Raw genomic sequence first — 22,413 nt, 5'->3', positions numbered from 1 at the left:
CGAACGACGCTAGCGTCGAGATCGTGACCTGCGGCGAGATGATCCGGGACTGGCGCGTGCGGCGCCGCCGAACCCAGCTCGACGTCGCGTTGGCGGTGGGCGTCTCCGCCCGTCACCTGAGCTTCGTCGAGACCGGTCGCGCGCGACCGAGCAGGCGCCTCGTCACCGCACTGGGGGAACAACTCGACATGCCGCTCGGCGCCCGCAACGAGGCTCTGCTGGCCGCCGGGTTCGCCCCGGTGTACACGGCGCACGGCCTGGACGACGCGCCCATGCGCCCCGTGCGCGCGGCGCTCGAGACCGTCCTCGCCGCCCATGCGCCGTACCCCGCAATGGTTCTCGGTGCGGGATTCGACCTGGTGACCGCCAACACCGGGGCCGCGCTGTTCGTCACCGGTGTCGACGCGGCACTGCTCGAAGCGCCGCTCAACGTCATGCGACTGACGCTGCACCCCGATGGACTCGTGCCGCGCCTGCTCAACCACGCGCAGGTGCGCGATTCCGCACTCGCCAGGGTGCGGCGCAGCTACGAGCGCACCGCCGACCCCCGGCTCGGGGAGTTGTACCGCGAGCTGCGCGCCTACCCGGCGCCGCCCCGGGGCGGGCGCGACCCCGATCCCGCGCCCGGCGTCTTCGTCCCGTTCCGGATGCGCGACGACGACGGTGCCGAGCTCTCCTTCGTCAGCACCCTCACCACCTTCGGCGGCCCGCACGACGTGGTGCTCGAGAGCCTCGTACTCGAGGCCTTCTACCCCGCGGATCCGGCCACCCGCCGGCGTCTCGACGCCGGTGCCGGCCGGCGCCGCGAGCAGCTCGACGCCCTGCTGGCGCGGGCGCCGCACATTGCGTCCCATCTGCCGCAGGGGGAGTGGAACGGCGGCGGCCCGCTCATGTGATTCACATCACGTCGGGCGGGTGTCCTGCGTAGGGTGGCCGCCATGCAGTCGTGGGCCGAGATCACCGCGGACGTCCAGCGGAACTGGCTCATCTACGTCTCGATGCCGATCATCGCGGCCCTCATCGGGTACGGCACCAAGGTCGTGGCGATCCGGATGATGTTCCGGCCGCATCAGTTCAAGGGCATCGGCAAGCTCGGGTGGCAGGGCATCATCCCGAAGAGGGCGCCGCAGATGGTCGAGGTCCTCTGCGACACCCTCACCGACCGACTGGTCTCGGCCTCGGACATCCTCGAGAAGGTCGACGCCGACGAGTTGGGCGACCGGATGGAGCGGCAGCTGCGCCGCGAGGTCGCGCGGATCGTGCCGGTGGTCGCCGCGGAGTACCAGCCGGCGCTGTGGAACCTCCTCCCCGGCACCGCGCGTGATCTGGTGGTCCAGCGCGCGCAGGTGATCGCGCGCGATCTGGTCCCGAAGCTGGTGGTGGCGATCCGGGAGAACATCGACGAGGTCTTCGACCTCAAGGAGATGGTCACGCGGGAGGTGCTCGCCGACCCGGACGTGCTCGAGCGGATGTTCCTGGACGTCGGGCGACGGGAGTTCGCCTTCATCCGCAACAGCGGCCTGGTCTTCGGCTTCCTCATCGGCCTGCTGCAGGCGGCCTGCTGGGCCCTGTTCCGCAATCCGTGGATCATGCCGCTGTTCGGCCTGTTCACCGGCTGGTTCACCGACTGGGCCGCGCTGCGCTTGATCTTCAACCCGAAGGAGCCGACGAAGTACCTCGGCTTCATCCCGTGGCAGGGCCTGTTCCTCAAGCACCGCATCCCCGTCTCGGAGGAGTACGGCGCGCTCATCGCCACCCGCGTGCTCACCGCCGAGCGATTGGTGCGCTCGCTGTTCACCGGACCGCAGCGCGATCAGCTGGTGACCGTCGTCGCCGGGGTGCTGCGGGAGGCGATGGAGGACGAGCTGCCGAGCGTCGAGAAGGCGCTGCGCGGCAACGCGCAGAACCTCGGCCTCGACAAGGTCGGGGTCGGCCCGCTCACGGCGGGCAACCTCGTCGGGGTGGTGGCGGACGCCGTGGGCATGGTCGGCGGCGCGGTCGGCGGGCAGGTCGGGAAGGTCGCGGGCGGCCTGGACATGACGCAGATCGGCCCGATGTCGCGGGCGGGCGCGGACGACTTCGTCGCCGCGATGCCGGTCATGCTCGCCGACGCCAACGACTACCTCGACGCCAGGCTCGACATCCGCACGACGATGGTGCACAAGATGGCGGCGATGACCCCCGACGAGTTCGAGGGAGTCCTGCGTCCCGCGTTCCAGGCGGACGAGAAGACGCTGATCATGGTGGGTGCGATCCTCGGCTTCCTCGTCGGTGAGCTGCAGGTTCTGATGGTCGAGCATCTCACCCACTGATCTGTCGGAACACCGCCCTTGAGTGCTAGCACTCCCATCGGTAGAGTGCTAAGTGGTTCGTGCGAAGCGGGGTATCCCGCCCGCACAAGGTGACGCCGGCACCCGCGACGACGGCTGTGACTTTCGGGCCAGACAACATGACACCGATATCCATACATGGAGGCGAACTGTGGCAAGCGTGAACATCAAGCCGCTTGACGACAAGATCCTGGTCAAGGCCACCGAGGCCGAGACCACCACCGCGTCGGGCCTGGTCATCCCGGACACCGCCAAGGAGAAGCCGCAGACCGGCACCGTCGTCGCCGTGGGCGAGGGCCGCGTGACCGAGCAGGGCAACCGGGTTCCCACCGGCATCAACGAGGGCGACACCGTGCTGTTCAGCAAGTACGGCGGCACCGAGTTCAACTACGACGGCGAGGAGTACCTCGTGCTCTCCGCGCGCGACGTCCTGGCCGTCATCGGCAAGTAACGGCGCACACGTGCGAATTCCGGACCGCCCGGCCCCCTGGGAAACCGCCGGGGCCGGGCGGTCCGGCCGTTTCAGCAGAGCTTGAGGAGCTTTGAAATATGGCTAAGCAAATCGCATTCGACGAGTCGGCGCGCCGCAGCCTGGAGGCCGGTGTCGACCAGCTCGCCGACGCCGTCAAGGTCACCCTCGGCCCCCGTGGCCGCCACGTGGTGCTCGCGAAGGCCTTCGGCGGCCCCGTCGTCACCAACGACGGCGTGACCATCGCCAAGGAGATCGAGCTGGACGATCCGGTCGAGAACCTGGGCGCCCAGCTGGTGAAGTCGGTGGCCACCAAGACCAACGACATCGCGGGCGACGGCACGACGACCGCCACGGTGCTCGCGCAGGCGATCGTCAAGGAGGGCCTGCGCAACGTCGCGGCCGGCGCCAACCCGATGGAGTTCGGCAAGGGCATCGGCGCGGCCGCCGACAAGGCCTCCGAGATCCTGATCGCCCAGGCCACCCCGGTGGACGGCGAGAAGGCGATCGCCCAGGTGGCGACCGTCAGCTCGCGCGACGCCGAGCTCGGCGAGATGATCGGTTCGGCGATGACCAAGGTCGGCGCCGACGGCGTCGTCACGATCGAGGAGAGCTCGGGCGTGGAGACCGACGTGGTCGTCACCGAGGGCGTGCAGTTCGACAAGGGCTACATCTCCCCGAACTTCGTCACGGACCTGGAGTCGCGCAAGGTCGTCTTCGACGACGCCCTGGTGCTGCTGGTCCGCGAGAAGATCAGCTCGCTGCCCGACTTCCTGCCGCTGCTCGAGAAGATCGTCGAGACCGGCAAGCCGGTGCTCATCGTGGCCGAGGACGTCGAGGGCGAGCCGCTGTCGACGCTGGTCCTCAACACGCTGCGCAAGACGATCAAGGCCGTCGCCGTGAAGGCGCCGTTCTTCGGTGATCGCCGCAAGGCCTTCCTCGAGGACCTCGCCATCGTCACGGGCGGCACCGTCATCAACACCGACCTGGGCCTCTCGCTGGCCACGGCCGGCATCGACCTGCTGGGCAGCGCCCGGCGCGTCGAGGTGACCAAGGACGCCACCACCATCGTCGACGGTGCCGGCTCCAAGGACGCGGTCGTGCAGCGCACCCAGCAGATCAAGGCCGAGATCGAGAACAGCGACTCCGACTGGGATCGCGAGAAGCTCTCCGAGCGCCTCGCGAAGCTGGCCGGCGGCGTGGCCGTGATCCGCGTGGGCGCCAACACCGAGACCGAGCTCAAGGAGCGCAAGTACCGCGTCGAGGACGCCGTCTCCGCCGCGCGTGCCGCGGTCGAGGAGGGCATCGTCTCCGGCGGCGGCACCGCCCTGGTCAAGGTCAGCGCGCAGCTGGCCGACCTCGAGGACGGCGCCGAGGGCGACGTCAAGCTGGGCGTGCGCGCGTTCCGTCGCGCGCTGACCGCCCCGCTGTTCTGGATCGCCACCAACGCGGGCGAGGACGGCGCGGTCATCGTCAACGAGGTCACCGAGACCGGCAAGGGCTTCAACGCCGCCACGCTGGCCTTCGGCGACCTGATCGCCGACGGCGTCATCGACCCGGTGAAGGTCACCCGCAGCGCCGTGGTGAACGCGGCGTCGGTCGCGCGGATGATCCTCACCACCGAGGCCACCGTCGTCGACAAGCCGGCTGAGGAGCCCGAGGACGCGCACGCGGGCCACTCCCACTAGGAGAGGCCCGAGCGCGGCTCGGCAGCACGCACACGAGCGCCCCCGACCATTCGGTCGGGGGCGCTCGTCTGCGTCGGTCAGCCGGCGATCCGGCTGGTCTTCACGCGCGACTTGGCGGCCAGCGCGGCGCGCTCGGACTCGGAGAGCCCGCCCCAGATCCCGTACGGCTCGGCGACGCTGATGGCGTGTGAGCGGCACTGCGCGAGAACGGGGCACGTGCGGCACAGCTCCTTCGCGCGCCGCTCGCGCTGGGCGCGGGCGCGGCCGCGCTCCCCGTCGGGATGGAAGAACACCGAGCTGTCCACGCCGCGGCACACGCCATGCATCTGCCAGTCCCAGAAATCCGAGTTGGGACCGGGGAGCTCGTTGGGTTGAGGCATGCGCATTCTCCAGACACTCGGCGTTCTCGCGGGCGTGGAAACGTCGTTGTTCCTCTCGCGCTCTCACCGTAAGCAGTTCGCCAGACGAAGGTCAACCCGCTTAGACCTATCAGGGGGGTGTTTCGATCAGCGTGAGAATTTACGTCGTGTTCATTCATCCAGACGGTATGAACCTGAGGAATTGCGAACGTGAAGCATGCAGGTCGGCGGGGGTCTGCGCTGGTAGTGCTATGTTTTCAATTATCGTACGCCGTAACATCGTCGGTCCCCGGGTTCGGTGATGCACGGAAATCGTCTTACCTGGACGTTACGTCAGCGTCCGGGAACGACCATGGAGCACCATTGTGGCGGCTGCAAAACAAGGAAGGTTAAATCTTTGGAAACTGGACACTCGGACGCCGCGACGGAGGTTCTGCTCGCCGCGGCGTTCGGAGCGGACTGCGGTCCCGTCGGCCCGCTCGCGGCCCCCGGGGGCGCTGCGTGGCTGCGCGCGGTCGCGCTCGCGGGGGCCGGGCGGTTCGCCGCGGCGCGGACCGTGGCCGCCTCCGTCGGCGACGGGCCGTTCGCCGCCGCGGCGCGTTGCCTGGAGGCTTCCATGCTGCGCCAGTCCGGCCGGCACCGCACAGCGACCGGGCCCGACGGTGCGGCCCTCGCCCTTGCGGCCGCACAGCCCGGCGAACCCGCCTCGGGGTTGCGGACCGCGCTGATGGTCGACGCGACCGTCGGGCTGGCCGCGGATGCCCTCGGCACCGGGCGGTACCCGCTCAGTGCGCGGCTCCTGGCCCGCGCCGACGAGCATCTCGCCGCCCAGTGCGACGGGTCCGCGCCGGCATCGGTGCCGGAGCCCTGGTGGACGGTGCCCCGCGCGCGGCTGCGCCGCGACTGGGTGGCCGCGGAGCTGGCGGTGTACTCGGGCGACGCGGCCGGCGCGGGCGCGGCGGTGCCCGCCCTGCTCGCGGCCGATCCGGGGGAGTCCAGGCCCCGTCATCGTGCGAAGACCCTCCTCATAGCGGGTGCGGCGGCGATGGCCTCCGGCGACGGTGAGCGGGCGGAGGCTCTTGTGGGGAAGGCGTACCACGTCGCCACGGAGGCGGGGTTGAATCCTCTAAGGTGGGCCGGAGCGAAAATGATGAGTGGGTTGTCAGGAGCGGGGCAGGGGGCGCAGATGTCCCGCGTTGCAGCCGCCTTGGAGTCGGAATGGATTCGTGATGGCGCGGATCTGGCAGGGGTGTAACGGCGGAATGCAGGCTGGCGATGAATCTGACAGGTGAGGAGCTCGATCTGGCCGTGCGCGACGCTGCGCGCGGAGACCGGACCGCGCTCGCTGATGTTCTCGACACCATCCGACCCCTCGTCGTGCGGTACTGCCGCGCGCGGGTCGGCGGTGGCGAGCGTCACTCGCTGTCCGCAGAGGATCTCGCGCAGGAGGTGTGCATGGCTGTGATGACGGCTCTGCCCCGGTACGAAGACCAGGGGCGTCCGTTCATGGCGTTCGTGTACGGCATCGCCGCGCACAAGGTCGCGGACGGCTTCCGCAGCGCGACGCGTAACAAATCCGACCCCGTCGGCGAGATCCCAGAGAGAGCGTCGTTGGACGGCGGACCCGAAGGTCACGCGCTCGCCACGGAGGCGAGCCGGGACATGGCTCGCCTGCTCAGCACGCTCCCGGAGAAACAACGCGAGATCCTGATCCTCCGCGTGGTCGTCGGCCTCTCGGCCGAGGAGACCGCGGAGGCCGTCGGCGGCACCGCTGGTGCCGTCCGGGTCGCGCAGCACCGTGCACTGACCAAGCTGAAGAACCAGATCGCGAAAGAAGGTGAGAACTGACATGGCCGACGACGACCGACGGGGCGAGAACGGGTACACCGACCCGAACGACCCCGAACGCACGGCCGCTCACCGTCTGGGCCCGCCGATGCGCCCCATGCGCCCCGGCGCTCCTCGCGACATCGGCGCCGACGACACCGGCTTCGTGGATCGCGTCACCGACGACGGCGCGCCCGTCGACGTGGCCGCGGTGCGGCGCGACGACGACCTGATCGAGGCGCTCGCCGCCGGTGGTGCCGTCAGCACCGCCGATCAGACCGAGTTCGCCCTGGCCTCGCTGCTCGCGGACTGGCGCGACGAGATCGTCACGACGCCGGTTCCGTCCGGTCCGTCGGTCGACGAGCTGCTCGCCGCCACCGACGCGGGCCGCCGCGGCCGCGGTTTCCGGTCGTCCCGCTCGAGCCGCCAGGCCCCGCCTGCGGCTCCCGCGGCCGACGGCGGACCGTCGGGCGAGGGCGACGGCGCGGTCACCCCGATCGGCGATGCGCCCTCGCGGCGCGGCCGGCGCTTCGGCCTGGTGGCCGGGTCCGCCGCCGCGGCGGTGGCGCTCCTCGGCGGCGGCACCGTGCTGGTGAACTCCGCGAGCCCGGGCGACGGTGCGCTGTGGAGTGTCAAGGAGGTCGTCTTCTCGGACGCCGCATCGCAGACGATCGCCACCTCCGAGGCCAAGGCGCAGCTCGCCAAGGCCGACCAGGAGATCGACGGCAGCAACCAGGCCGCCGCGCAGACGGCGCTGGTCAGCGCCCGTCAGCAGGCGGCGAAGGTGAAGAACGAGAAGGACCGCGCCGCGCTCGAGGAGCGGATCCGCGCCGCGGAGGCGCGCGCCGGGCTGCCGGTCGGCTCGACCGACCTGCCCACGTCCACGCGTCCGTCGCCGTCGGTCCCGTCCACCACGCCGTCGGAGCCGACGATCACGATCCCGGTGCCCACGACGCCGACGACCCGGCCGACCACGCCGTGGCCCTCACCGACGACGACGGTGCCGACCACGACCCCGTCGCCGACGACGACGGAGCCGACCACGACGGAGCCGACGGAGACGACGACCAGCGGGTCGCCGTCGACCACGACGACCACGACGACCACGACGCGACCGCGGCCCACGTCCACCACGACGACCGCGGCGTCCACCTCGGTGCTGACCGTCGTGCCGGAGGAGTGGTTCCCGCGGTAGTCGCGCGGACGGACGAGCAAGGCCCCCACCGATCCGGTGGGGGCCTTCGTCGTCTCTCGATCGCGGCTGCGGCGCGTCACTCCTCGCCGGCGAGGTTCATCGCCGCGTCGGCGTAGCCGCGGCAGTAGTCCCACGTGACGTAGGCGTCGGGCGCGGGATCGTAGGCGGGCTCGTGCGGGCGGACGGTGCCGTCGACCAGCAGCTGCAGCAGGTTCGCGCGCAGCATGTCCCAGTCGTGGTAGTGGTCCTCCTGGCAGTCGTCGCAGCAGATCACCAGGCCGCGGACGCCGCGGTGGGCGAGCAGCGCCTCGTAGACGGACAGGTCCGCCAGGTCCTCCTCGACCGCCAGCCGCTCGGCCGGGTCGAGGGGCTGGCCGGGGTCGAGCGAGTCCAGCGCGGCCGTGGGATCGCTCGGATCGTCGGCGAACGGGTCCGGCGGGAGGCCGGGGGGAAGATTGTTGCGCACGCCTCCACGGTACGCAGAAACCGCCGGGGAAGGCCAGTCACACGCGCTGTGCGGGCGCAGGAATCCGCCGCGTACCATGGATACATGACGCGCTCCGCCTCTTCCGCGCCCGCATCCGGCAACGTTTTCATCGGGGGCGACGATCCCTCGAAGGTCGCCATGCTCGGTCTCACCTTCGACGACGTCCTGCTCGTTCCCGCCGCCTCCGACGTGATCCCGTCCGGTGTGGACATCTCCACCAAGCTCACCCGCGAGATCTCGCTCAAGGTGCCGCTCATCAGCTCGGCGATGGACACGGTCACCGAGGCCCGGATGGCCATCGCGATGGCCCGCAACGGCGGCATGGGCGTGCTGCACCGCAACCTGTCGATCGAGGCGCAGGCGCAGCAGGTCGAGACCGTCAAGCGCTCCGAGGCGGGCATGGTCACCGACCCGGTCACCTGCAGCCCGTCGAACACGCTCCGCGAGGTCGACGAGATGTGCGCCCGGTTCCGCATCTCCGGCCTGCCGGTCACGGACGACAAGGGCACGCTGGTCGGCATCATCACCAACCGCGACATGCGCTTCGAGGTGGACATGGACCGCCCCGTCGCCGAGGTGATGACCAAGGCGCCGCTGATCACCGCGCAGGAGGGCGTCACCGCCGAGGCCGCGCTCGGGCTGCTGCGCCGGCACAAGATCGAGAAGCTCCCCATCGTCGACGGCAGCGGCACGCTCACCGGCCTGATCACGGTCAAGGACTTCGTGAAGACCGAGCAGCACCCGAACGCCACCAAGGACTCCGACGGGCGGCTGCTGGTCGGCGCGGCCGTGGGCGCGGGCGACGAGGCGTGGGGGCGCGCGATGGCGCTGCGCGACGCGGGCGTCGACGTGCTGGTGGTCGATTCGGCGCACGGCCACTCGAGCGGCGTGCTCAACATGATCGAGAAGCTCAAGCTCGAGCTCGGTGACGACGTGCAGCTCATCGGCGGCAACGTCGCCACCCGCGACGGCGCCGCGGCGCTGGTCGCCGCCGGTGTCGACGGTGTCAAGGTGGGCGTGGGCCCCGGCTCCATCTGCACCACCCGCGTGGTCGCCGGCGTCGGCGCCCCGCAGATCACCGCGATCCTCGAGGCCACGGCGGCCTGCGCGCCGGCCGGCGTGCCCGTCATCGCCGACGGCGGCCTGCAGTTCTCGGGCGACGTGGCGAAGGCCCTCGCGGCCGGTGCCTCCACCGCCATGCTCGGCTCGCTGCTCGCCGGCACCGCCGAGTCCCCGGGCGAGCTGATCCTCGTCGGGGGCAAGCAGTTCAAGAGCTACCGCGGCATGGGCAGCCTCGGGGCCATGCAGGGCCGCGGCCAGGCCAAGTCCTACTCCAAGGACCGCTACTTCCAGGACGACGTCCTCTCCGAGGACAAGCTGGTGCCCGAGGGCATCGAGGGTCGCGTGCCGTTCCGCGGTCCGCTGAGCTCGGTGATCCATCAGCTCACCGGCGGCCTGCGTGCGGCCATGGGCTACACCGGCAGCCAGACCATCGAGGACCTCAACCGTGCCCAGTTCGTGCAGATCACCGCAGCGGGTCTGAAAGAATCGCACCCGCACGACATCACGATGACGGTCGAGGCGCCGAACTACACCACGCGCTAGGCCTGCTGAACAAGCTGCTGGACAGGCACACCCCGGGGCGCGCGCCCCGGCACCGGAAGGACTGAGCGCGTTGCGCGACATGGTTGAGATCGGCATGGGTCGTACGGCCCGGCGCACCTACGAGCTGCAGGACGTCAACATCGTCCCGTCGCGGCGCACCCGCTCCTCGAAGGAGGTGTCCACCGCCTGGCAGCTCGACGCGTACCGCTTCGACACCCCGATCCTCTCGCACCCCACGGATGCGATCGGCTCGCCGGACTTCGCGATCGAGCTCGGCAAGCTGGGCGGCCTGGGCGTGCTCAACGCCGAGGGCCTGTTCTCCCGCCATCGCGACGCGGAGGCGCAGCTCGAGCAGGTCGTCGAGCTGGCCGCGGGCGACATCACCGGGATCGCCGCCATCCGTCGCCTGCAGGAGCTGCACGCCGCGCCGCTGGACCCCGAGCTGCTGGCCGCGGCCGTCGGCCGGGTGCGCGACGCCGGCGTGACGGTGGCGGTGCGCGTCTCGCCGCAGCGCGCCCGCGAGCTGACGCCGGTGCTGATCAAGGCGGGCATCGACCTGCTGGTCATCCACGGCACGATCATCTCGGCGGAGCACGTCTCGGCCGAGGACTCGGCGGGGGAGCCGCTCAACCTCAAGACCTTCATCGGCGATCTCGACGTGCCGGTGGTCGCGGGCGGCGTGAGCGATCACCGCACCGCACTGCACCTGATGCGCACCGGCGCCGCGGGCGTCATCGTCGGGTACGGGTCGGCCGAGGGCGCCACCACCACCCGCGAGGTGCTCGGCATCGGCGTGCCGATGGCGACCGCGATCGCGGACGCGGCGGCGGCCCGTCGCGACTACCTCGACGAGACCGGCGGCCGGTACGTGCACGTCATCGCCGACGGCGACATCTACAGCGCCGGCGACGTCGCGCGTGCGATCGCGTGCGGCGCCGACGCCACGATGCTGGGCGCGCCGCTGGCCGTCGCGGCCGAGGCGCCGGGCAAGGGCTGGTACTGGCCGTCGGTGGCGGCGCACCCGTCGGTGCCGCGCGGCGCCGACGCGCCCGCGCAGCTGGGCGGTCTCGATGCGGGGGAGGACTCGCCCGCGGGTGCGGCCCCGTCGCTGCAGACCATCCTCACGGGCCCGTCGACGGAGCCGAACGGCCAGTTGAACCTGGTGGGCGGCCTGCGCCGGTCGATGGCCAAGGCCGGCTACAGCGAGCTCAAGGAGTTCCAGAAGGTGGGACTCAACGTCGCGTACTGAGCGCGAACCACTGTTATTGAGTGGTGTTTAGTAGTACCGTTACCCGTCAGTAGGGCCGTTTTCAGCCGCGGTCCGGTGACACATGTCCGTCGCGGACGGGTGAGGGGTGCCAGATGGCCAAGGCAGTCAAGCAGAAGTCGGGCGATCACTTCGACGTGCTCGTGATCGGTTCCGGGTTCGGCGGCAGCGTGACGGCGCTGCGCCTGACGGAGAAGGGCTATCGCGTCGGCGTGCTCGAGGCGGGGCAGCGCTTCGAGGACGAGGACTTCGCCGAGAACACCTGGAACCTCAAGAAGTTCGTGTGGGCGCCCGCGATGGGCCTCTACGGCATCCAGCGCATCCACCTGCTCAGCGACGCCGTGGTCCTCGCCGGCGCCGGCGTGGGCGGCGGCTCGCTGAACTACGCGAACACGCTCTACAAGCCGCCCGCGCCGTTCTTCAACGATCCGCAGTGGAAGCACATCACCGACTGGGACGACGAGCTCAGCCCGTTCTACGACCAGGCCCGGCGCATGCTCGGCGTGGTGAAGAACCCGCACGAGACGCCCTCGGACCGGGTGATCAAGCAGATCGCCGAGGAGATGGGCGTCGCCGACACCTACACCGAGACCCCGGTGGGCGTGTACTTCAACCAGCCCGGCCGCACCGATGAGGACCCGTTCTTCGGCGGCGCCGGCCCCGCCCGCACGGGCTGCACCGAGTGCGGCCAGTGCATGTCGGGCTGCCGCGTGGGCGCGAAGAACACCCTGATGAAGAACTACATCCACCTCGCCGAGGCCGGCGGCGCCCGGTTCATCCCGATGACGACGGTGACCGGTGTGCGCGAGGGCAGCAAGGGCGTGTGGGAGGTGCAGACCCGCCGGACCGGGGCGAAGGTGCGCAAGAACCGCACCGTCTACACCGCCGACAACGTGGTCTTCGCCGCGGGCACCTGGGGCACCCAGACGCTGCTGCACTCGCTCAAGGACACCGGCGCACTGCCGAAGCTCTCCGACCGCCTGGGCGTGCTCACGCGTACCAACTCCGAGTCGATCCTCGGCTCGGCGCGCACCGTCGCGGATCCGGTGGAGGATCTGTCGAAGGGCGTCGCGATCACCAGCTCCTTCTACCCGACCCCCGACACCCACATCGAGCCCGTCCGCTACGGGCCCGGCCGCAACGCGATGGGCATGCTGCAGTCCCTCCTGGTCGACGGGGGCCCGGGCCGCACCCGGCTCAAGGGGTTCGTGCGCGACCTCGCCAAGAAGCCCTCGGACCTCAAGCTGCTGCTCACGCAGAAGGATTGGGGCCAGCGCGTACTGATCCTGCTGGTGATGCAGAGCCTGGACAACTCGATCACCACGTACACCAAGAGGATTCCGGGCAGCAAGAAGCGGCGCATGGTCTCCAAGCAGGGCCACGGCGCCCCGAACCCCACCTGGATCCCGAAGGGCAACGAGGCCGCGCGGATCGGCGCGGAGAAGCTCAACGGCGTGGCCGGCGGCACCTGGGGCGACATCTTCAACGTGCCGATGACGGCCCACTTCCTCGGCGGTGCCGCCATCTCCGATTCGCCGGAGACCGGCGTCATCGACCCGTACCACCGCATCCACGGCTACCCGTCGCTGTTCGTCGTCGACGGTGCCGCCATCTCGGCGAACCTCGGCGTCAACCCGTCGCTCTCGATCGCGGCACAGGCCGAGCGCGCGGCGTCGCTGTGGCCGAACAAGGGGGAGCAGGACCGTCGCCCGGCGCAGGGCGCCGGCTACCAGCGCATCGACCCGACCGCCCCGAAGTCGCCGGCCGTGCCGGCAGGCGCGCCCGGCCAGCTGCTGCTGCCCCTGCCGAAGGTCCGGTCGCAGGCGCCGCAGGACGCGGACGCCCAGGCGTGAGCCGCACCCGGTCCCGAAATTCGGGTTCTGCTTGCCTCCGAGGCGGGATCTCGCGTCGCGGGTGATCAGAACCCGAGTTTCGGGATCGCTACCCTCGGGGCATGACGCGAGTCGATGAGGTCGTGGCCGAGCTGGCGGCGCTGGAGGATCCGAAGGCGCGGGCGGTCAACGAGCGGCACGGCGATCCGCACGGGGTGAACCTGACGAAGTTGCGCGCGGTCGCGAAGTCGATCGGCACCGACCCGGACCTCGCCCGCGCGCTGTGGGACTGCGGCGACGTGCCGGCGCAGCTGGTGGCGCTGCTCATCAGTAGGCCGAAGTCCTACACCGAGCACGTGCTGGACCGCATGCTGCGCACCACCCGCAGCGACAAGGCGCACGACTGGCTGCTCAACTACCTGGTGAAGAAGTCGCCGCACGCCGCCGCGCTGCGGGAGCGCTGGCTCGGCGACGCCGACCCGCGGGTCCGGGCCGCCGGGTGGACGCTCACCACGCACGCGGTGACGACGGCCGACCTCGACCGCGACGCGCTGCTCGACGAGATCGCGCGCGACATGCGCGACGCCGAGCCGAAGCTGCAGTGGGCCATGAACGAGACCCTCGCGACCATCGGCATCGAGGACGAGGCCCGCCGCGCCCGCGCCGTCGCGATCGGCGAGGAGTTGCAGGTGCTCGCCGACTACCCGGTCTCGAAGGGGTGCACCTCGCCCTTCGCGCCGATCTGGATCGCGGAGATCGTCCGCCGCCGCGAGGCCTGACGGCGCGACGGTTCAGGGGAGGAACGGGGAACAACCCCGATGCCCGACGGGCCCTGCGCTTCGTAGCGTGAGCGCATGAGCGCAGGATTCCCTCTCGTCACCGTCTTCCTCCGGCCCGCCGATGAGCCGCGCGTGCTCGCCGCGATCGGCGACCGCCTCGGCGCGGACGCGGACGCCTTCGCGTTCACGCCCTCACCCGACGATCCGTCGCTGCGGCTGCAATGGGTGCTCGAGCACCCGCAGTCGCCGCCCGCGGACCGTCGCTGCGCGGTGCTGTGGGCCCGGTTCGACGAGGCGGACCTCGAGCGCGTGGCGGAGGCCGCCATCGACGTGCTCTCGCCGCACGCCCGCACCGAGAACGCGGCGATCCTCGCGGGCCGCGAAGTGCGCGCCGTGCCCGACGAGTTCCCCTGGTACGCGCACGTCCCGCTGTGGGATCGGGTGGACGCCCCCTGATCACCGCCCTGATGTCGGGGCGGGGCGCCGCCCGCGACTAGACTGGCGCGGGTGACGGACTCCTCGCCCAACCCCGTTCTGGTCGTCGACTTCGGCGCGCAGTACGCGCAGCTGATCGCGCGCCGCGTCCGCGAGGCGCGGATCTACTCGGAGGTGGTGCCGCACACCATCACCGCCGAGGAGGTGCGCGCCAAGAATCCCGCCGCCATCGTGCTGTCGGGCGGCCCCGCGTCGGTGTACGCGGAGGACGCGCCGAACCTCGATCCCGCGGTCTTCGATCTCGGCGTCCCGGTCTTCGGTATCTGCTACGGCTTCCAGATGATGGCCCGGGCCCTCGGCGGCACGGTCGCCAACACGGGCGGGCGCGAGTTCGGCCGCACCACCCTGACCCCGACGGGCGACGGGGTGCTGCACCTCGGGCTGCCCGCCGAGCAGCCGGTGTGGATGAGCCACAACGACGCCGTGCAGGCCGCCCCGGAGGGCTTCACGACGGTGGCCTCCACGCCCGGCGCGCCGGTGGCCGCGTTCGAGAACGTCGACAAGCGGATGGCCGGCGTCCAGTACCACCCTGAGGTGCTGCACAGCCCGCACGGCCAGGAGGTGCTCACCCGCTTCCTCTACGAGGTGGCCGGACTCGAGCCCACCTGGACCGCGGCGAACATCGCCGAGCAGCTCATCGAGGACGTCCGCGCCCAGGTCGGCGACGGCCTCGCGCTGTGCGCCCTGTCCGGCGGCGTCGACTCCGCGGTCGCGGCCGCGCTGGTGCAGAAGGCCATCGGCGACCGGCTGACCTGTGTCTTCGTCGATCACGGCCTGCTGCGGCAGGGCGAGCGCGAGCAGGTGCAGCAGGACTTCGTCGAGGCGACGGGCGCCCGCCTGATCACCGTCGACGCCGAGGACACGTTCCTCGGTCACCTCAAGGGCGTCTCCGACCCCGAGGAGAAGCGCAAGATCATCGGCCGCGAGTTCATCCGCTCGTTCGAGGACGTCGTCTCCGAGGCGCTGGGCGCGCGGGCGGCCGAGGGCCACACCATCGACTTCCTGGTCCAGGGCACCCTGTACCCCGACGTGGTCGAATCCGGCGGCGGCGCCGGCACGGCGAACATCAAGAGCCACCACAACGTGGGCGGGCTGCCGGAGGACCTCGAGTTCACGCTCGTCGAGCCGCTGCGCCTGCTGTTCAAGGACGAGGTCCGCGCGGTCGGTCGCGAGCTGGGCCTGCCCGAGGAGATCGTCGGCCGGCAGCCCTTCCCCGGGCCCGGTCTGGCGATCCGCATCGTCGGCGAGGTCACCAAGGACCGCCTCGACCTGCTGCGCAAGGCCGACGCGATCGCCCGCGAGGAGCTCACCGCGGCGGGCCTCGACGGCACCATCTGGCAGTGCCCCGTCGTGCTGCTCGCGGACGTCCGCAGCGTGGGCGTCCAGGGCGACGGCCGCACCTACGGTCACCCGATCGTGCTGCGCCCCGTCAGCTCCGAGGACGCGATGACCGCGGACTGGACGCGCGTGCCGTACGAGGCGCTGGAGATCATCTCCACCCGCATCACCAACGAGGTCGAAGAGGTGAACCGCGTGGTGCTCGACGTGACGAGCAAGCCGCCGGGGACCATCGAGTGGGAATAGCGGTCACGTTCTGACCGGTGCTGCCGGTACCGTCGAAGCCATGACGATTCTGGTGACGGGTGCGACGGGCAACATCGGGCGGAAGGTGGTCGACGAGCTGGTGGCGAGGGGTGTCGGCGACATCCGGGCGCTCACCACGAACCCCGCGAAGGCGGCGCTGCCGAGCGGGGTGGAGGCCTTCAGCGGCTTCATCGGCAAGCCGGAGACGCTCGACGGTGCCTTCGAGGGCGTCACCGCGATGTATCTCGCGCCGTACGAGCCCACGGCCGCGGAGGTGCTGCGGCGGGCGAAGGACGCGGGCGTCGAGTACGTGGTCGCGACCTCGGGGAGCGCGCACTGGCAGGCGCTCACCGACGTCATCCTCGCGAGCGGTCTCGACGTGACCGTGCTCGGCCCGGGCGAGTTCATGGAGAACTTCGCGGGCTGGGCGGGGCAGGTCGCCGACGGTGTGGTCCGCGAGCCCTACCCGGATGCGGGCAGCGCGCCGATCGCCATGCACGACATCGCCGCCGTCGCCGCGGCGCTACTGGCGGCCGACGACCGCGCGCCGCACGTCGGCGAGGTCTACGAGCTCACCGGCCCGAGCTTCCTCACCCGGGTCGAGATGGCCGCGCAGATCGGCGCGGGCATCGGCCGGGAGGTGGGCTTCGAGCAGATCAGCCGCGCGGAGGCCGAGGAGGCGCTGCGCCCGGCGATGGGCGAGATGGCGGGCTGGTACCTGGACCTGCAAGACGCCTCCCGCCGGTACCGGCAGGAGGCGAACTCGCTGGTGGAGGAGCTCAGTGGCCGTCCGCCGATGAGCCTGGCGCAGTGGGCGGAGCGGAATCGGAGTCTCTTCGGGGCCTGATCAGCGTCACTCCGGCCACGACGACCGCACCGATCGCGAGGATCCCGATCAGGGTGCCGGCATCGATGAGGCGCGGGCCGCCGACGATCCCCCAGGCAGCGATCGCGAGGGCGGCGATTCCGGCCACGAGGAGCGCGGGGGAGACTGCGCCCCGGCTGGATTCGGTCTCAGCGGACACGATGCACCTCCACATTGCCCACGTTGCTCCGGGCCTCGATGGTCAGGGTGGGAGCGCCGGGGGTGACGACGGTGTTCAGGGCCTTGGGGCACGCGGAGTCACCGACGGACACCTGGCACTGCACGTTCACGTTCATCGCGGCGGGAACCTGGATCTGCGTGTCGCCCACGCCCATCCGTGTGGCCACGGTGCGGTCGTGATCCAGCGTGATCTGGCGCAGGTCGAGCTGGAGCGAGCCCACCTGCACGATGTACTCCTCCTGGAGGTCGGTCGCCGCGGGCACCGTGTACTTCATGTCGCCGATCGGCGCACCGGCGAAGCCGCTCATCACGTTCTGCGCCATGGTGCCCACGATCACGAAGCCCGCCAACGGGATCGCGACGGCGAGCAGGCCGTATCCACCCCGCCGGAAGGCCCCCACCACCAGTCCGGCGCCCACCACGGCGAGCACGATCGCGGCGGCCACGACGGGGGAGATGGGCGCGCCGAAGAACAGGTTGACGCCGGCGATCGCGGCGGCGGTGAGCAGGGCGATGCCGAGGGTCACCGGGGTCACCCGGGTGCGACGCTTGGGCGCCGTCGGAACGGGGGCGTTCGCCGCGGCGGGCTCGGGTAGATCCCACGCGAACGGCGCTGCGCCCAACGGATCCCAGCGCGGCGGCTGGATCTCCTCGGTCACCTGATTGCGGCTCTGGCTCTGCATGCGCGGCGTCGCTTCCGCGGGCTTGCTCAGATTCAGCGGCGCCGGCGATGCCGGCTCCGACGGGCTCGGCTCCGACGGATTCGGCTCCGACGGAGCCGGCGGCGTCGGCGCAGCGTCCTGCGGTGCCCGCTCCGGCGTCGGCGCGGAGGCCTGCGGGGCCGCGGGGCCCTGCGCGTCGGTGGGCGGGGTCCACACGGGCTGCCACGGGAATTGCGCGGCGGGCGGCTGCCAGGCTCCGACGGGCGCGGCCGGCGCGAGCCGGGTGGAGACGGCGGTCCCCGGCGGCGGTACCGGGACGCGCTGGTGCAGCGCGTACCAGCCGGCCAGCAGGAGCGCGACGCTGATCACGCCGGCGCCGGGCCAGGAGGCGCCGAGTCCGCCGCCGAACGCGACGGCGAGTCCCGCCGCGAGGACGAGGGCGAAGGTCGGCGGACCCGAGCGCTGCACGGGGGTGCCGTAGGCGTACTCGGATTCCTTGGGAAGCACGAAGAGGCCGACGATGTAGACGGCGAGGCCGAGCCCGCCGAGCACCGTCGCCCCGATGAAGGCGGCGCGCACCAGCGCGACGTCCACCTGGTAGCGACGCGCGAATCCCGTGCACACGCCGGCGATCGGCGCGTGCCGGGCCCGCAGCGGCCGGGTCTCCCACATCTGCCGCACTTGGCTGGAGAGAGTTGTCGTATCCATGCCTTCGATCCTGCGGGGCGCGGGGTTCCCGGTCCATCGGGATCTACCCTGAAATCACCGGGGCGGGACTCGGGGTGGGGCCGGGATGTCAGGGGCTTCCCCGATACCCGCGAGCGTCGATCCGTGTCACCATCGAGGGATCATGAGCAGACGATCGCAGCGCCGACGGGCGTGGCACCAGGCGCGCCAGCAGGCCTGGCAGCAGGGGTGGCAGAACTGGCAGCAGGGTGCGCAGGCCCCGGCCGCCGGCTACCGTGCCCCCGCGCCCGGCCCGGCCGTGCTCCCGCCGCCGGCGACCCCCGCGCCCGCACCGTCCTACCCCCGCATGCATCGCCGCAACGGCGGCGCGGTGATCGGCGGCGTGTGCGGCGGCATCGCCGATCACCTCGGGGTCGACGCCACCAAGGTCCGGATCGCCTTCACCCTGCTCGCGCTGCTCGGTGCGGGCGTGGTGATGTACGCCCTGCTCTGGTTCATGTGCCGTCCGGGCACCGACACCGCGCGCCCCGATCCGGCGGAACGCAGACAGGGGCTCGCGCTGGCGGTGCTGGGCGTGGTCGGCGCGGCGACGCTGGCCTCGGTGGCGAGCAACAGCAGTGCCGGCTTCGTCGTGCCGGTCATCGTCATCGGAGTGGGCGCCGCCCTGGTCTGGCGCGAGGCCGACTCCGCCTCCGGTGATCCCTCGGGCGCGCTCGGCGGGAGTTCGCGCCTGATCACCTGGTTGCGGATGCTCGGCGGGGTCACGCTGGTGGTCGTCGGCCTCGCGGTGGTCTTCCTGGGCCGGGTCGACGTGGCGGCGATCCCGACGGCGCTCGCCGCCGTCGTCCTGACACTGGTGGGCGTCGCGCTGCTCACGGTGCCCGTCTGGGTGCGCATGTGGCGCGACCTCGGCGCGGAGCGCGCCGCCCGTGTCCGCACCATCGAGCGGGAGGAGATCGCCTCGCACCTGCACGATTCCGTGCTGCAGACCCTCGCCCTGATCCAGAAGCAGTCCGCCGACGGTGCCGCCGTCAAGCGTCTGGCGCGCAGCCAGGAACGCGAGCTGCGCGAGTGGCTCTTCGGCGGCGCACAGGCTCCGGCGCAGTCGCTGGTGGCGGCGCTCAAGGCCGCGGCGGCCGATGTCGAGGACGCGCACTCGGTGGCGGTGGGCGTGATCACCGTGGGCGACGTCGAGGGTGACGAGCTGGGCGTCGACGACCGGTTCTCCGCGCTCCTGGGTGCGGCCCGGGAGGCGATGGTGAACGCGGCCAAGCACTCCGGGTGCGAGAACGTCGACACCTACGCCGAGGTGGGCGACCGGACGGTGTCGGTGTTCGTCCGCGATCGCGGCGTCGGCTTCGACCCCGATGCTGTGCCCGCGGACCGGCAGGGACTGGCGAAGTCGATCCGTTCCCGGATGGAACGCCGCGGCGGCGAGGTCGGTGTGCGTTCTGCGCCCGGGCGCGGCACGGAGGTGCGGCTGACGATGCCGCGCCTGTGCGCGGACGAGGGGGCGGGCGTGCCCGTCGGGGCGGGCGAGGGGAGTCTCGATTCGTCGTCGCAGGCGGGACCTGCGAGCGGCGGTTGAGGGGGGAGTGAGGGCACTCAGGCTGGGCGAGATCGGCGCCGCCAGGAGGAGTCGCGCCGTACACTCTTTGCGTGAACAACAACAGCCCAACTCATGCCACCATTTTCGTTGATCCCAAGGGATTCGTGCAGTTCTGGAACGATGTTGCCGAGCAGATCTTCGGTCACTCCGTGGACGAGATCATCGGTCGGTCGATGGAAATCATCATTCCGCCGGCGTACCGCGAGCGCCACTGGAAGGCCTTCGACGCGACGATGGCGAGTACGGGGGACCGGATCGACACCGGTTCCAACGCGCTTCCGGGCTTGCACAAGGACGGTTCGATGCTCGATCTCGAAGTCCGCCTGCTGCGTATTCCCGACAGCCGGAACAACTCCGCCGGCGCATTCGCGGTCTTCTCCCCGGTGTCGGCGACGTTGCCGCCGTTGGACTCCCTGTACGACTGATCGGCCCCTCATTCGCCGACGGCCCGGTGGAGTGAGGAGGCTGGCGGTCGAGGAGCCACCACGCGAGCACGATGCGTAGTGGCTCGCTGCTGTGTGCGCCGGGTACGGTCGACTCAACGCTGTCGCGAAGCCGCGGCAGGGTTCGCGCTAGGAGACTGAGGGAGAGCACGTGACTTATCGGGTGTTCCTGGTCGACGATCACGGGGTGTTCCGGTCCGGCGTTCGCGCCGAGCTGGCCCGCGAGGATTCCATCGAGGTCGTCGGTGAGGCCGGCACCGTCGGCGAGGCGGTGTCCGGGATCCTTTCCGCCGCCCCCGATGTGGTGCTGCTCGACGTGCACATGCCCGACGGCGGGGGTGTCGCGGTGCTGCGCGGCGTGGCCGACAACGTCCCGCGGGTCAAGCTGGATAAGGCGCCGGTCTTCTTGGCGCTCAGCGTCTCCGACGCCGCGGAGGACGTGATCGCCACGATCCGGGCGGGCGCGCGCGGTTACGTCACCAAGACCATCTCCGGGCAGGAACTGGCCGACGCGGTACGTCGCGTCGCCGAGGGCGATGCGGTCTTCTCGCCGCGGCTCGCCGGGTTCGTGCTCGACTCGTTCACGGGTCGCTCGCCCGTCCCGGAGCCCGCGCTCGACCCCGAGCTCGACTCACTCACGCCGCGCGAGCTCGAGGTGCTGCGCCTGCTCGCCCGCGGCTACACCTACCGCGAGATCGCCGAGGACTTGTTCATCTCGGTCAAGACGGTGGAGACGCACGCCTCGAACGTGCTGCGCAAGACCCAGCAGAGCAACCGCAACGCGCTCACCCGCTGGGCGCACACCCGCCACCTCGCCGACTGAGGGCCCGACCGCTGAGGTCGTGGCCGCGCGCTGCCGGTATCGCGTCAGCCCAGCGCGAGGATGACGCCGGCGATGATCGCGGCGAGCACGATGAAGCCGCCGATGATCCAGGCCGCCAGCACGATGTTCGACATCCCCGACGGGGGCGCCACCGGCGGCGGTGTGTAGGCGCTCGGCCGCGGCGCCGGCGGGGTGGGCCGCGTGCGTTCGATCGGGCCCGACGGTGCCGTCCGCGCCGCGTTCGCGCGTTCGGCCGGGCCGCGCTCGCCGGCGGACCGTCGCAGCCAGACCGCGGGCGCGCCCTCGGAGGCCTGCAGCGGCGCGGCGAGGATCGCATCGGGATTGCCACCCCCGGCCGCGACGGTGGCGAGCCGGTCGCGCGCCTCGGTGAGCGACGGCCGGCGCTTCGGGCTCGGCTGCAGCATGTCCAGGATGACGTGGATCAACGGTCCGTCGTGTTTCGGCGGATTGATCTGTCCCAGTGCGACTTTGTGCAGCAGTGCGATGGAGTCCTCATCGACGCCGAAGGGCGGAGCGCCCTCCAGGGCGGTGTAGAGGGTGGCGCCCAGGGAGTACAGGTCGGAGGCCTCGGAGGGCTCGCCGCCGCGGGCGACCTCCGGGGCGAAGTAGGCGGGCGTGCCGGTGATGATCCCGGCGGGGCCGGCGTCGTCGCCCTCGGCCCGGGCGATGCCGAAGTCGGAGAGCTTCACCGTGCCGGAGGCGCGGCCGCGGTTCGCGATCAGGATGTTGCCGGGCTTGATGTCGCGGTGGATGATCCCCGATTCGTGCGCCTCGGCCAGGGCGTCGGCCACCTGTGCGCCGATCTGGGCGACCTGCCGCTCGGGGAGGGTGCCGGTCATGTGCAGCACCTGGGCCAGCGAGCGCGAGGGCAGGTACTCCATCACGAGCCAGGGCTCGCCGCGGTCGAGGGCCACGTCGTACATCGCGACCGCGTTGCGGTGCTGCAGCCGGGCCGCGAGCCGGCCCTCGTGCAGGGCGCGCCGGCGCAGCTCGTCCGCCTCCTCCTGCGTGAGGCCCTCGGTCGAGATGACCTGCTTGGCGGCCACGTCGCGGTCCAGGCGCTCGTCCCGGGCCAGCCACACGGCGCCCATGCCGCCGCCGCCGATCTTGGAGGTCAGGCGGTAGCGCCCCGCCACCAGGTGATCGGGCCCGGGCACGCCCCTGATCGCACCGCCCGTACCCGTCGATTCAGCCACGTGTCGATCC

At 71.3% G+C, this 22,413-nt stretch carries 21 protein-coding genes; 17 read left to right on the top strand and 4 right to left on the bottom strand.

The annotated features are described in order from the left end of the window. Positions 1–23 precede the first annotated feature (23 nt). The 4 genes from BLQ62_RS18385 (at position 24) to groL (ending at position 4,487) form a co-directional block, all read left to right on the top strand. Positions 24–896 carry an MmyB family transcriptional regulator gene (locus tag BLQ62_RS18385; RefSeq protein ID WP_231857707.1) on the top strand — a complete coding sequence of 291 codons (873 nt, stop codon included), beginning with the start codon at positions 24–26 and terminating at the stop codon, positions 894–896. A 42-nt stretch (positions 897–938) separates the two neighbouring features. Then, complete coding sequence (locus BLQ62_RS18380; protein WP_068530321.1) at positions 939–2,312, top strand: DUF445 domain-containing protein; 1,374 nt, start codon at positions 939–941, stop codon at positions 2,310–2,312. A 169-nt stretch (positions 2,313–2,481) separates the two neighbouring features. Continuing rightward, positions 2,482–2,781, top strand: coding sequence for a co-chaperone GroES (gene groES / locus BLQ62_RS18375; protein ID WP_068528650.1), 300 nt, complete (start codon positions 2,482–2,484; stop codon positions 2,779–2,781). Positions 2,782–2,879: 98 nt separating this feature from the next. Beyond that, complete coding sequence (gene groL / locus BLQ62_RS18370; protein WP_068528653.1) at positions 2,880–4,487, top strand: chaperonin GroEL; 1,608 nt, start codon at positions 2,880–2,882, stop codon at positions 4,485–4,487. 77 nt (positions 4,488–4,564) lie between these two features. Here groL and BLQ62_RS18365 read toward each other — a convergent pair whose 3' ends face one another. Further along, positions 4,565–4,867 (bottom strand): WhiB family transcriptional regulator, encoded by a 303-nt coding sequence (locus tag BLQ62_RS18365; protein WP_068530324.1) that lies wholly within the window; start codon positions 4,865–4,867, stop codon positions 4,565–4,567. A gap of 376 nt (positions 4,868–5,243) precedes the next feature. On the opposite strand from BLQ62_RS18365, the gene BLQ62_RS18360 reads away from it, so the two are divergent. From BLQ62_RS18360 to BLQ62_RS18350, 3 genes are read left to right on the top strand one after another with little or no spacing between them, the layout of a single operon-like run. Next, positions 5,244–6,101 (top strand): hypothetical protein, encoded by an 858-nt coding sequence (locus tag BLQ62_RS18360; protein WP_068568097.1) that lies wholly within the window; start codon positions 5,244–5,246, stop codon positions 6,099–6,101. A 20-nt stretch (positions 6,102–6,121) separates the two neighbouring features. Beyond that, the gene (locus tag BLQ62_RS18355; protein WP_068528656.1) at positions 6,122–6,694 is read left to right on the top strand and encodes a sigma-70 family RNA polymerase sigma factor; all 573 of its coding nucleotides are present in this window, start codon (positions 6,122–6,124) and stop codon (positions 6,692–6,694) included. Position 6,695: 1 nt separating this feature from the next. After that, on the top strand, positions 6,696–7,868 hold the full coding sequence (locus BLQ62_RS18350; protein WP_068568098.1) for an anti-sigma-D factor RsdA: 1,173 nt from the start codon (positions 6,696–6,698) through the stop codon (positions 7,866–7,868). A gap of 76 nt (positions 7,869–7,944) precedes the next feature. On the opposite strand, the gene BLQ62_RS18345 is transcribed toward BLQ62_RS18350, so the two are convergent. Next, positions 7,945–8,334, bottom strand: a complete 390-nt coding sequence (locus tag BLQ62_RS18345; RefSeq protein ID WP_068528661.1) for a DUF5319 domain-containing protein — start codon at positions 8,332–8,334, stop codon at positions 7,945–7,947. A gap of 84 nt (positions 8,335–8,418) precedes the next feature. On the opposite strand from BLQ62_RS18345, the gene guaB reads away from it, so the two are divergent. From guaB to BLQ62_RS18310, 7 genes are all read left to right on the top strand, one after another. Continuing rightward, positions 8,419–9,960 carry an IMP dehydrogenase gene (gene guaB, locus BLQ62_RS18340; RefSeq protein WP_068528664.1) on the top strand — a complete coding sequence of 514 codons (1,542 nt, stop codon included), beginning with the start codon at positions 8,419–8,421 and terminating at the stop codon, positions 9,958–9,960. 70 nt (positions 9,961–10,030) lie between these two features. Beyond that, positions 10,031–11,209, top strand: coding sequence for a GuaB3 family IMP dehydrogenase-related protein (locus BLQ62_RS18335; protein WP_068568099.1), 1,179 nt, complete (start codon positions 10,031–10,033; stop codon positions 11,207–11,209). A 113-nt stretch (positions 11,210–11,322) separates the two neighbouring features. Then, entirely contained in the window at positions 11,323–13,080 is a 1,758-nt protein-coding gene (locus BLQ62_RS18330) for an FAD-dependent oxidoreductase (RefSeq protein WP_068568101.1), read from the top strand. A 101-nt stretch (positions 13,081–13,181) separates the two neighbouring features. Further along, positions 13,182–13,838, top strand: coding sequence for a DNA alkylation repair protein (locus tag BLQ62_RS18325; RefSeq protein WP_068568103.1), 657 nt, complete (start codon positions 13,182–13,184; stop codon positions 13,836–13,838). A gap of 75 nt (positions 13,839–13,913) precedes the next feature. After that, entirely contained in the window at positions 13,914–14,294 is a 381-nt protein-coding gene (locus BLQ62_RS18320; RefSeq protein ID WP_068568105.1) for a hypothetical protein, read from the top strand. Between the two features lie 51 nt (positions 14,295–14,345). After that, on the top strand, positions 14,346–15,917 hold the full coding sequence (gene guaA / locus BLQ62_RS18315; RefSeq protein ID WP_068528680.1) for a glutamine-hydrolyzing GMP synthase: 1,572 nt from the start codon (positions 14,346–14,348) through the stop codon (positions 15,915–15,917). A gap of 40 nt (positions 15,918–15,957) precedes the next feature. Continuing rightward, on the top strand, positions 15,958–16,764 hold the full coding sequence (locus BLQ62_RS18310; RefSeq protein ID WP_068568107.1) for an SDR family oxidoreductase: 807 nt from the start codon (positions 15,958–15,960) through the stop codon (positions 16,762–16,764). Positions 16,765–16,931: 167 nt separating this feature from the next. Here BLQ62_RS18310 and BLQ62_RS18305 read toward each other — a convergent pair whose 3' ends face one another. Next, positions 16,932–18,332, bottom strand: coding sequence for a PspC domain-containing protein (locus BLQ62_RS18305; protein ID WP_082756813.1), 1,401 nt, complete (start codon positions 18,330–18,332; stop codon positions 16,932–16,934). A gap of 325 nt (positions 18,333–18,657) precedes the next feature. On the opposite strand from BLQ62_RS18305, the gene BLQ62_RS18300 reads away from it, so the two are divergent. The 3 genes from BLQ62_RS18300 (at position 18,658) to BLQ62_RS18290 (ending at position 21,186) form a co-directional block, all read left to right on the top strand. After that, positions 18,658–19,899, top strand: a complete 1,242-nt coding sequence (locus tag BLQ62_RS18300; protein WP_068568341.1) for an ATP-binding protein — start codon at positions 18,658–18,660, stop codon at positions 19,897–19,899. Positions 19,900–19,970: 71 nt separating this feature from the next. After that, a complete protein-coding gene (locus BLQ62_RS18295) occupies positions 19,971–20,345 on the top strand; it encodes a PAS domain S-box protein (RefSeq protein WP_082756816.1) in 375 nt (124 codons plus the stop codon). Between the two features lie 169 nt (positions 20,346–20,514). After that, complete coding sequence (locus tag BLQ62_RS18290) at positions 20,515–21,186, top strand: LuxR C-terminal-related transcriptional regulator (RefSeq protein ID WP_068568113.1); 672 nt, start codon at positions 20,515–20,517, stop codon at positions 21,184–21,186. A gap of 44 nt (positions 21,187–21,230) precedes the next feature. Here the strand turns inward: BLQ62_RS18290 and BLQ62_RS18285 are convergent, their stop codons facing one another. Further along, on the bottom strand, positions 21,231–22,403 hold the full coding sequence (locus tag BLQ62_RS18285; protein ID WP_068528695.1) for a serine/threonine-protein kinase: 1,173 nt from the start codon (positions 22,401–22,403) through the stop codon (positions 21,231–21,233). Positions 22,404–22,413 lie beyond the last annotated feature (10 nt).

The sequence above is a fragment of the Tsukamurella pulmonis genome (assembly GCF_900103175.1).
GTDB lineage: Bacteria > Actinomycetota > Actinomycetes > Mycobacteriales > Mycobacteriaceae > Tsukamurella > Tsukamurella pulmonis.
This window is presented reverse-complemented; position numbering and strand designations above follow the sequence as displayed.

Coding starts and splice junctions, on each gene's coding strand:
- guaB (WP_068528664.1), top strand. CDS start 8,419: ATGACGCGCTCCGCCTCTTCCGCGCCCGCATCCGGCAACGTTTTCATC.
- BLQ62_RS18300 (WP_068568341.1), top strand. CDS start 18,658: ATGCATCGCCGCAACGGCGGCGCGGTGATCGGCGGCGTGTGCGGCGGC.
- BLQ62_RS18330 (WP_068568101.1), top strand. CDS start 11,323: ATGGCCAAGGCAGTCAAGCAGAAGTCGGGCGATCACTTCGACGTGCTC.
- BLQ62_RS18350 (WP_068568098.1), top strand. CDS start 6,696: ATGGCCGACGACGACCGACGGGGCGAGAACGGGTACACCGACCCGAAC.
- groL (WP_068528653.1), top strand. CDS start 2,880: ATGGCTAAGCAAATCGCATTCGACGAGTCGGCGCGCCGCAGCCTGGAG.
- BLQ62_RS18380 (WP_068530321.1), top strand. CDS start 939: ATGCAGTCGTGGGCCGAGATCACCGCGGACGTCCAGCGGAACTGGCTC.
- BLQ62_RS18320 (WP_068568105.1), top strand. CDS start 13,914: ATGAGCGCAGGATTCCCTCTCGTCACCGTCTTCCTCCGGCCCGCCGAT.
- BLQ62_RS18355 (WP_068528656.1), top strand. CDS start 6,122: ATGAATCTGACAGGTGAGGAGCTCGATCTGGCCGTGCGCGACGCTGCG.
- BLQ62_RS18310 (WP_068568107.1), top strand. CDS start 15,958: ATGACGATTCTGGTGACGGGTGCGACGGGCAACATCGGGCGGAAGGTG.
- BLQ62_RS18305 (WP_082756813.1), bottom strand. CDS start 18,332: ATGGATACGACAACTCTCTCCAGCCAAGTGCGGCAGATGTGGGAGACC.
- BLQ62_RS18325 (WP_068568103.1), top strand. CDS start 13,182: ATGACGCGAGTCGATGAGGTCGTGGCCGAGCTGGCGGCGCTGGAGGAT.
- BLQ62_RS18365 (WP_068530324.1), bottom strand. CDS start 4,867: ATGCCTCAACCCAACGAGCTCCCCGGTCCCAACTCGGATTTCTGGGAC.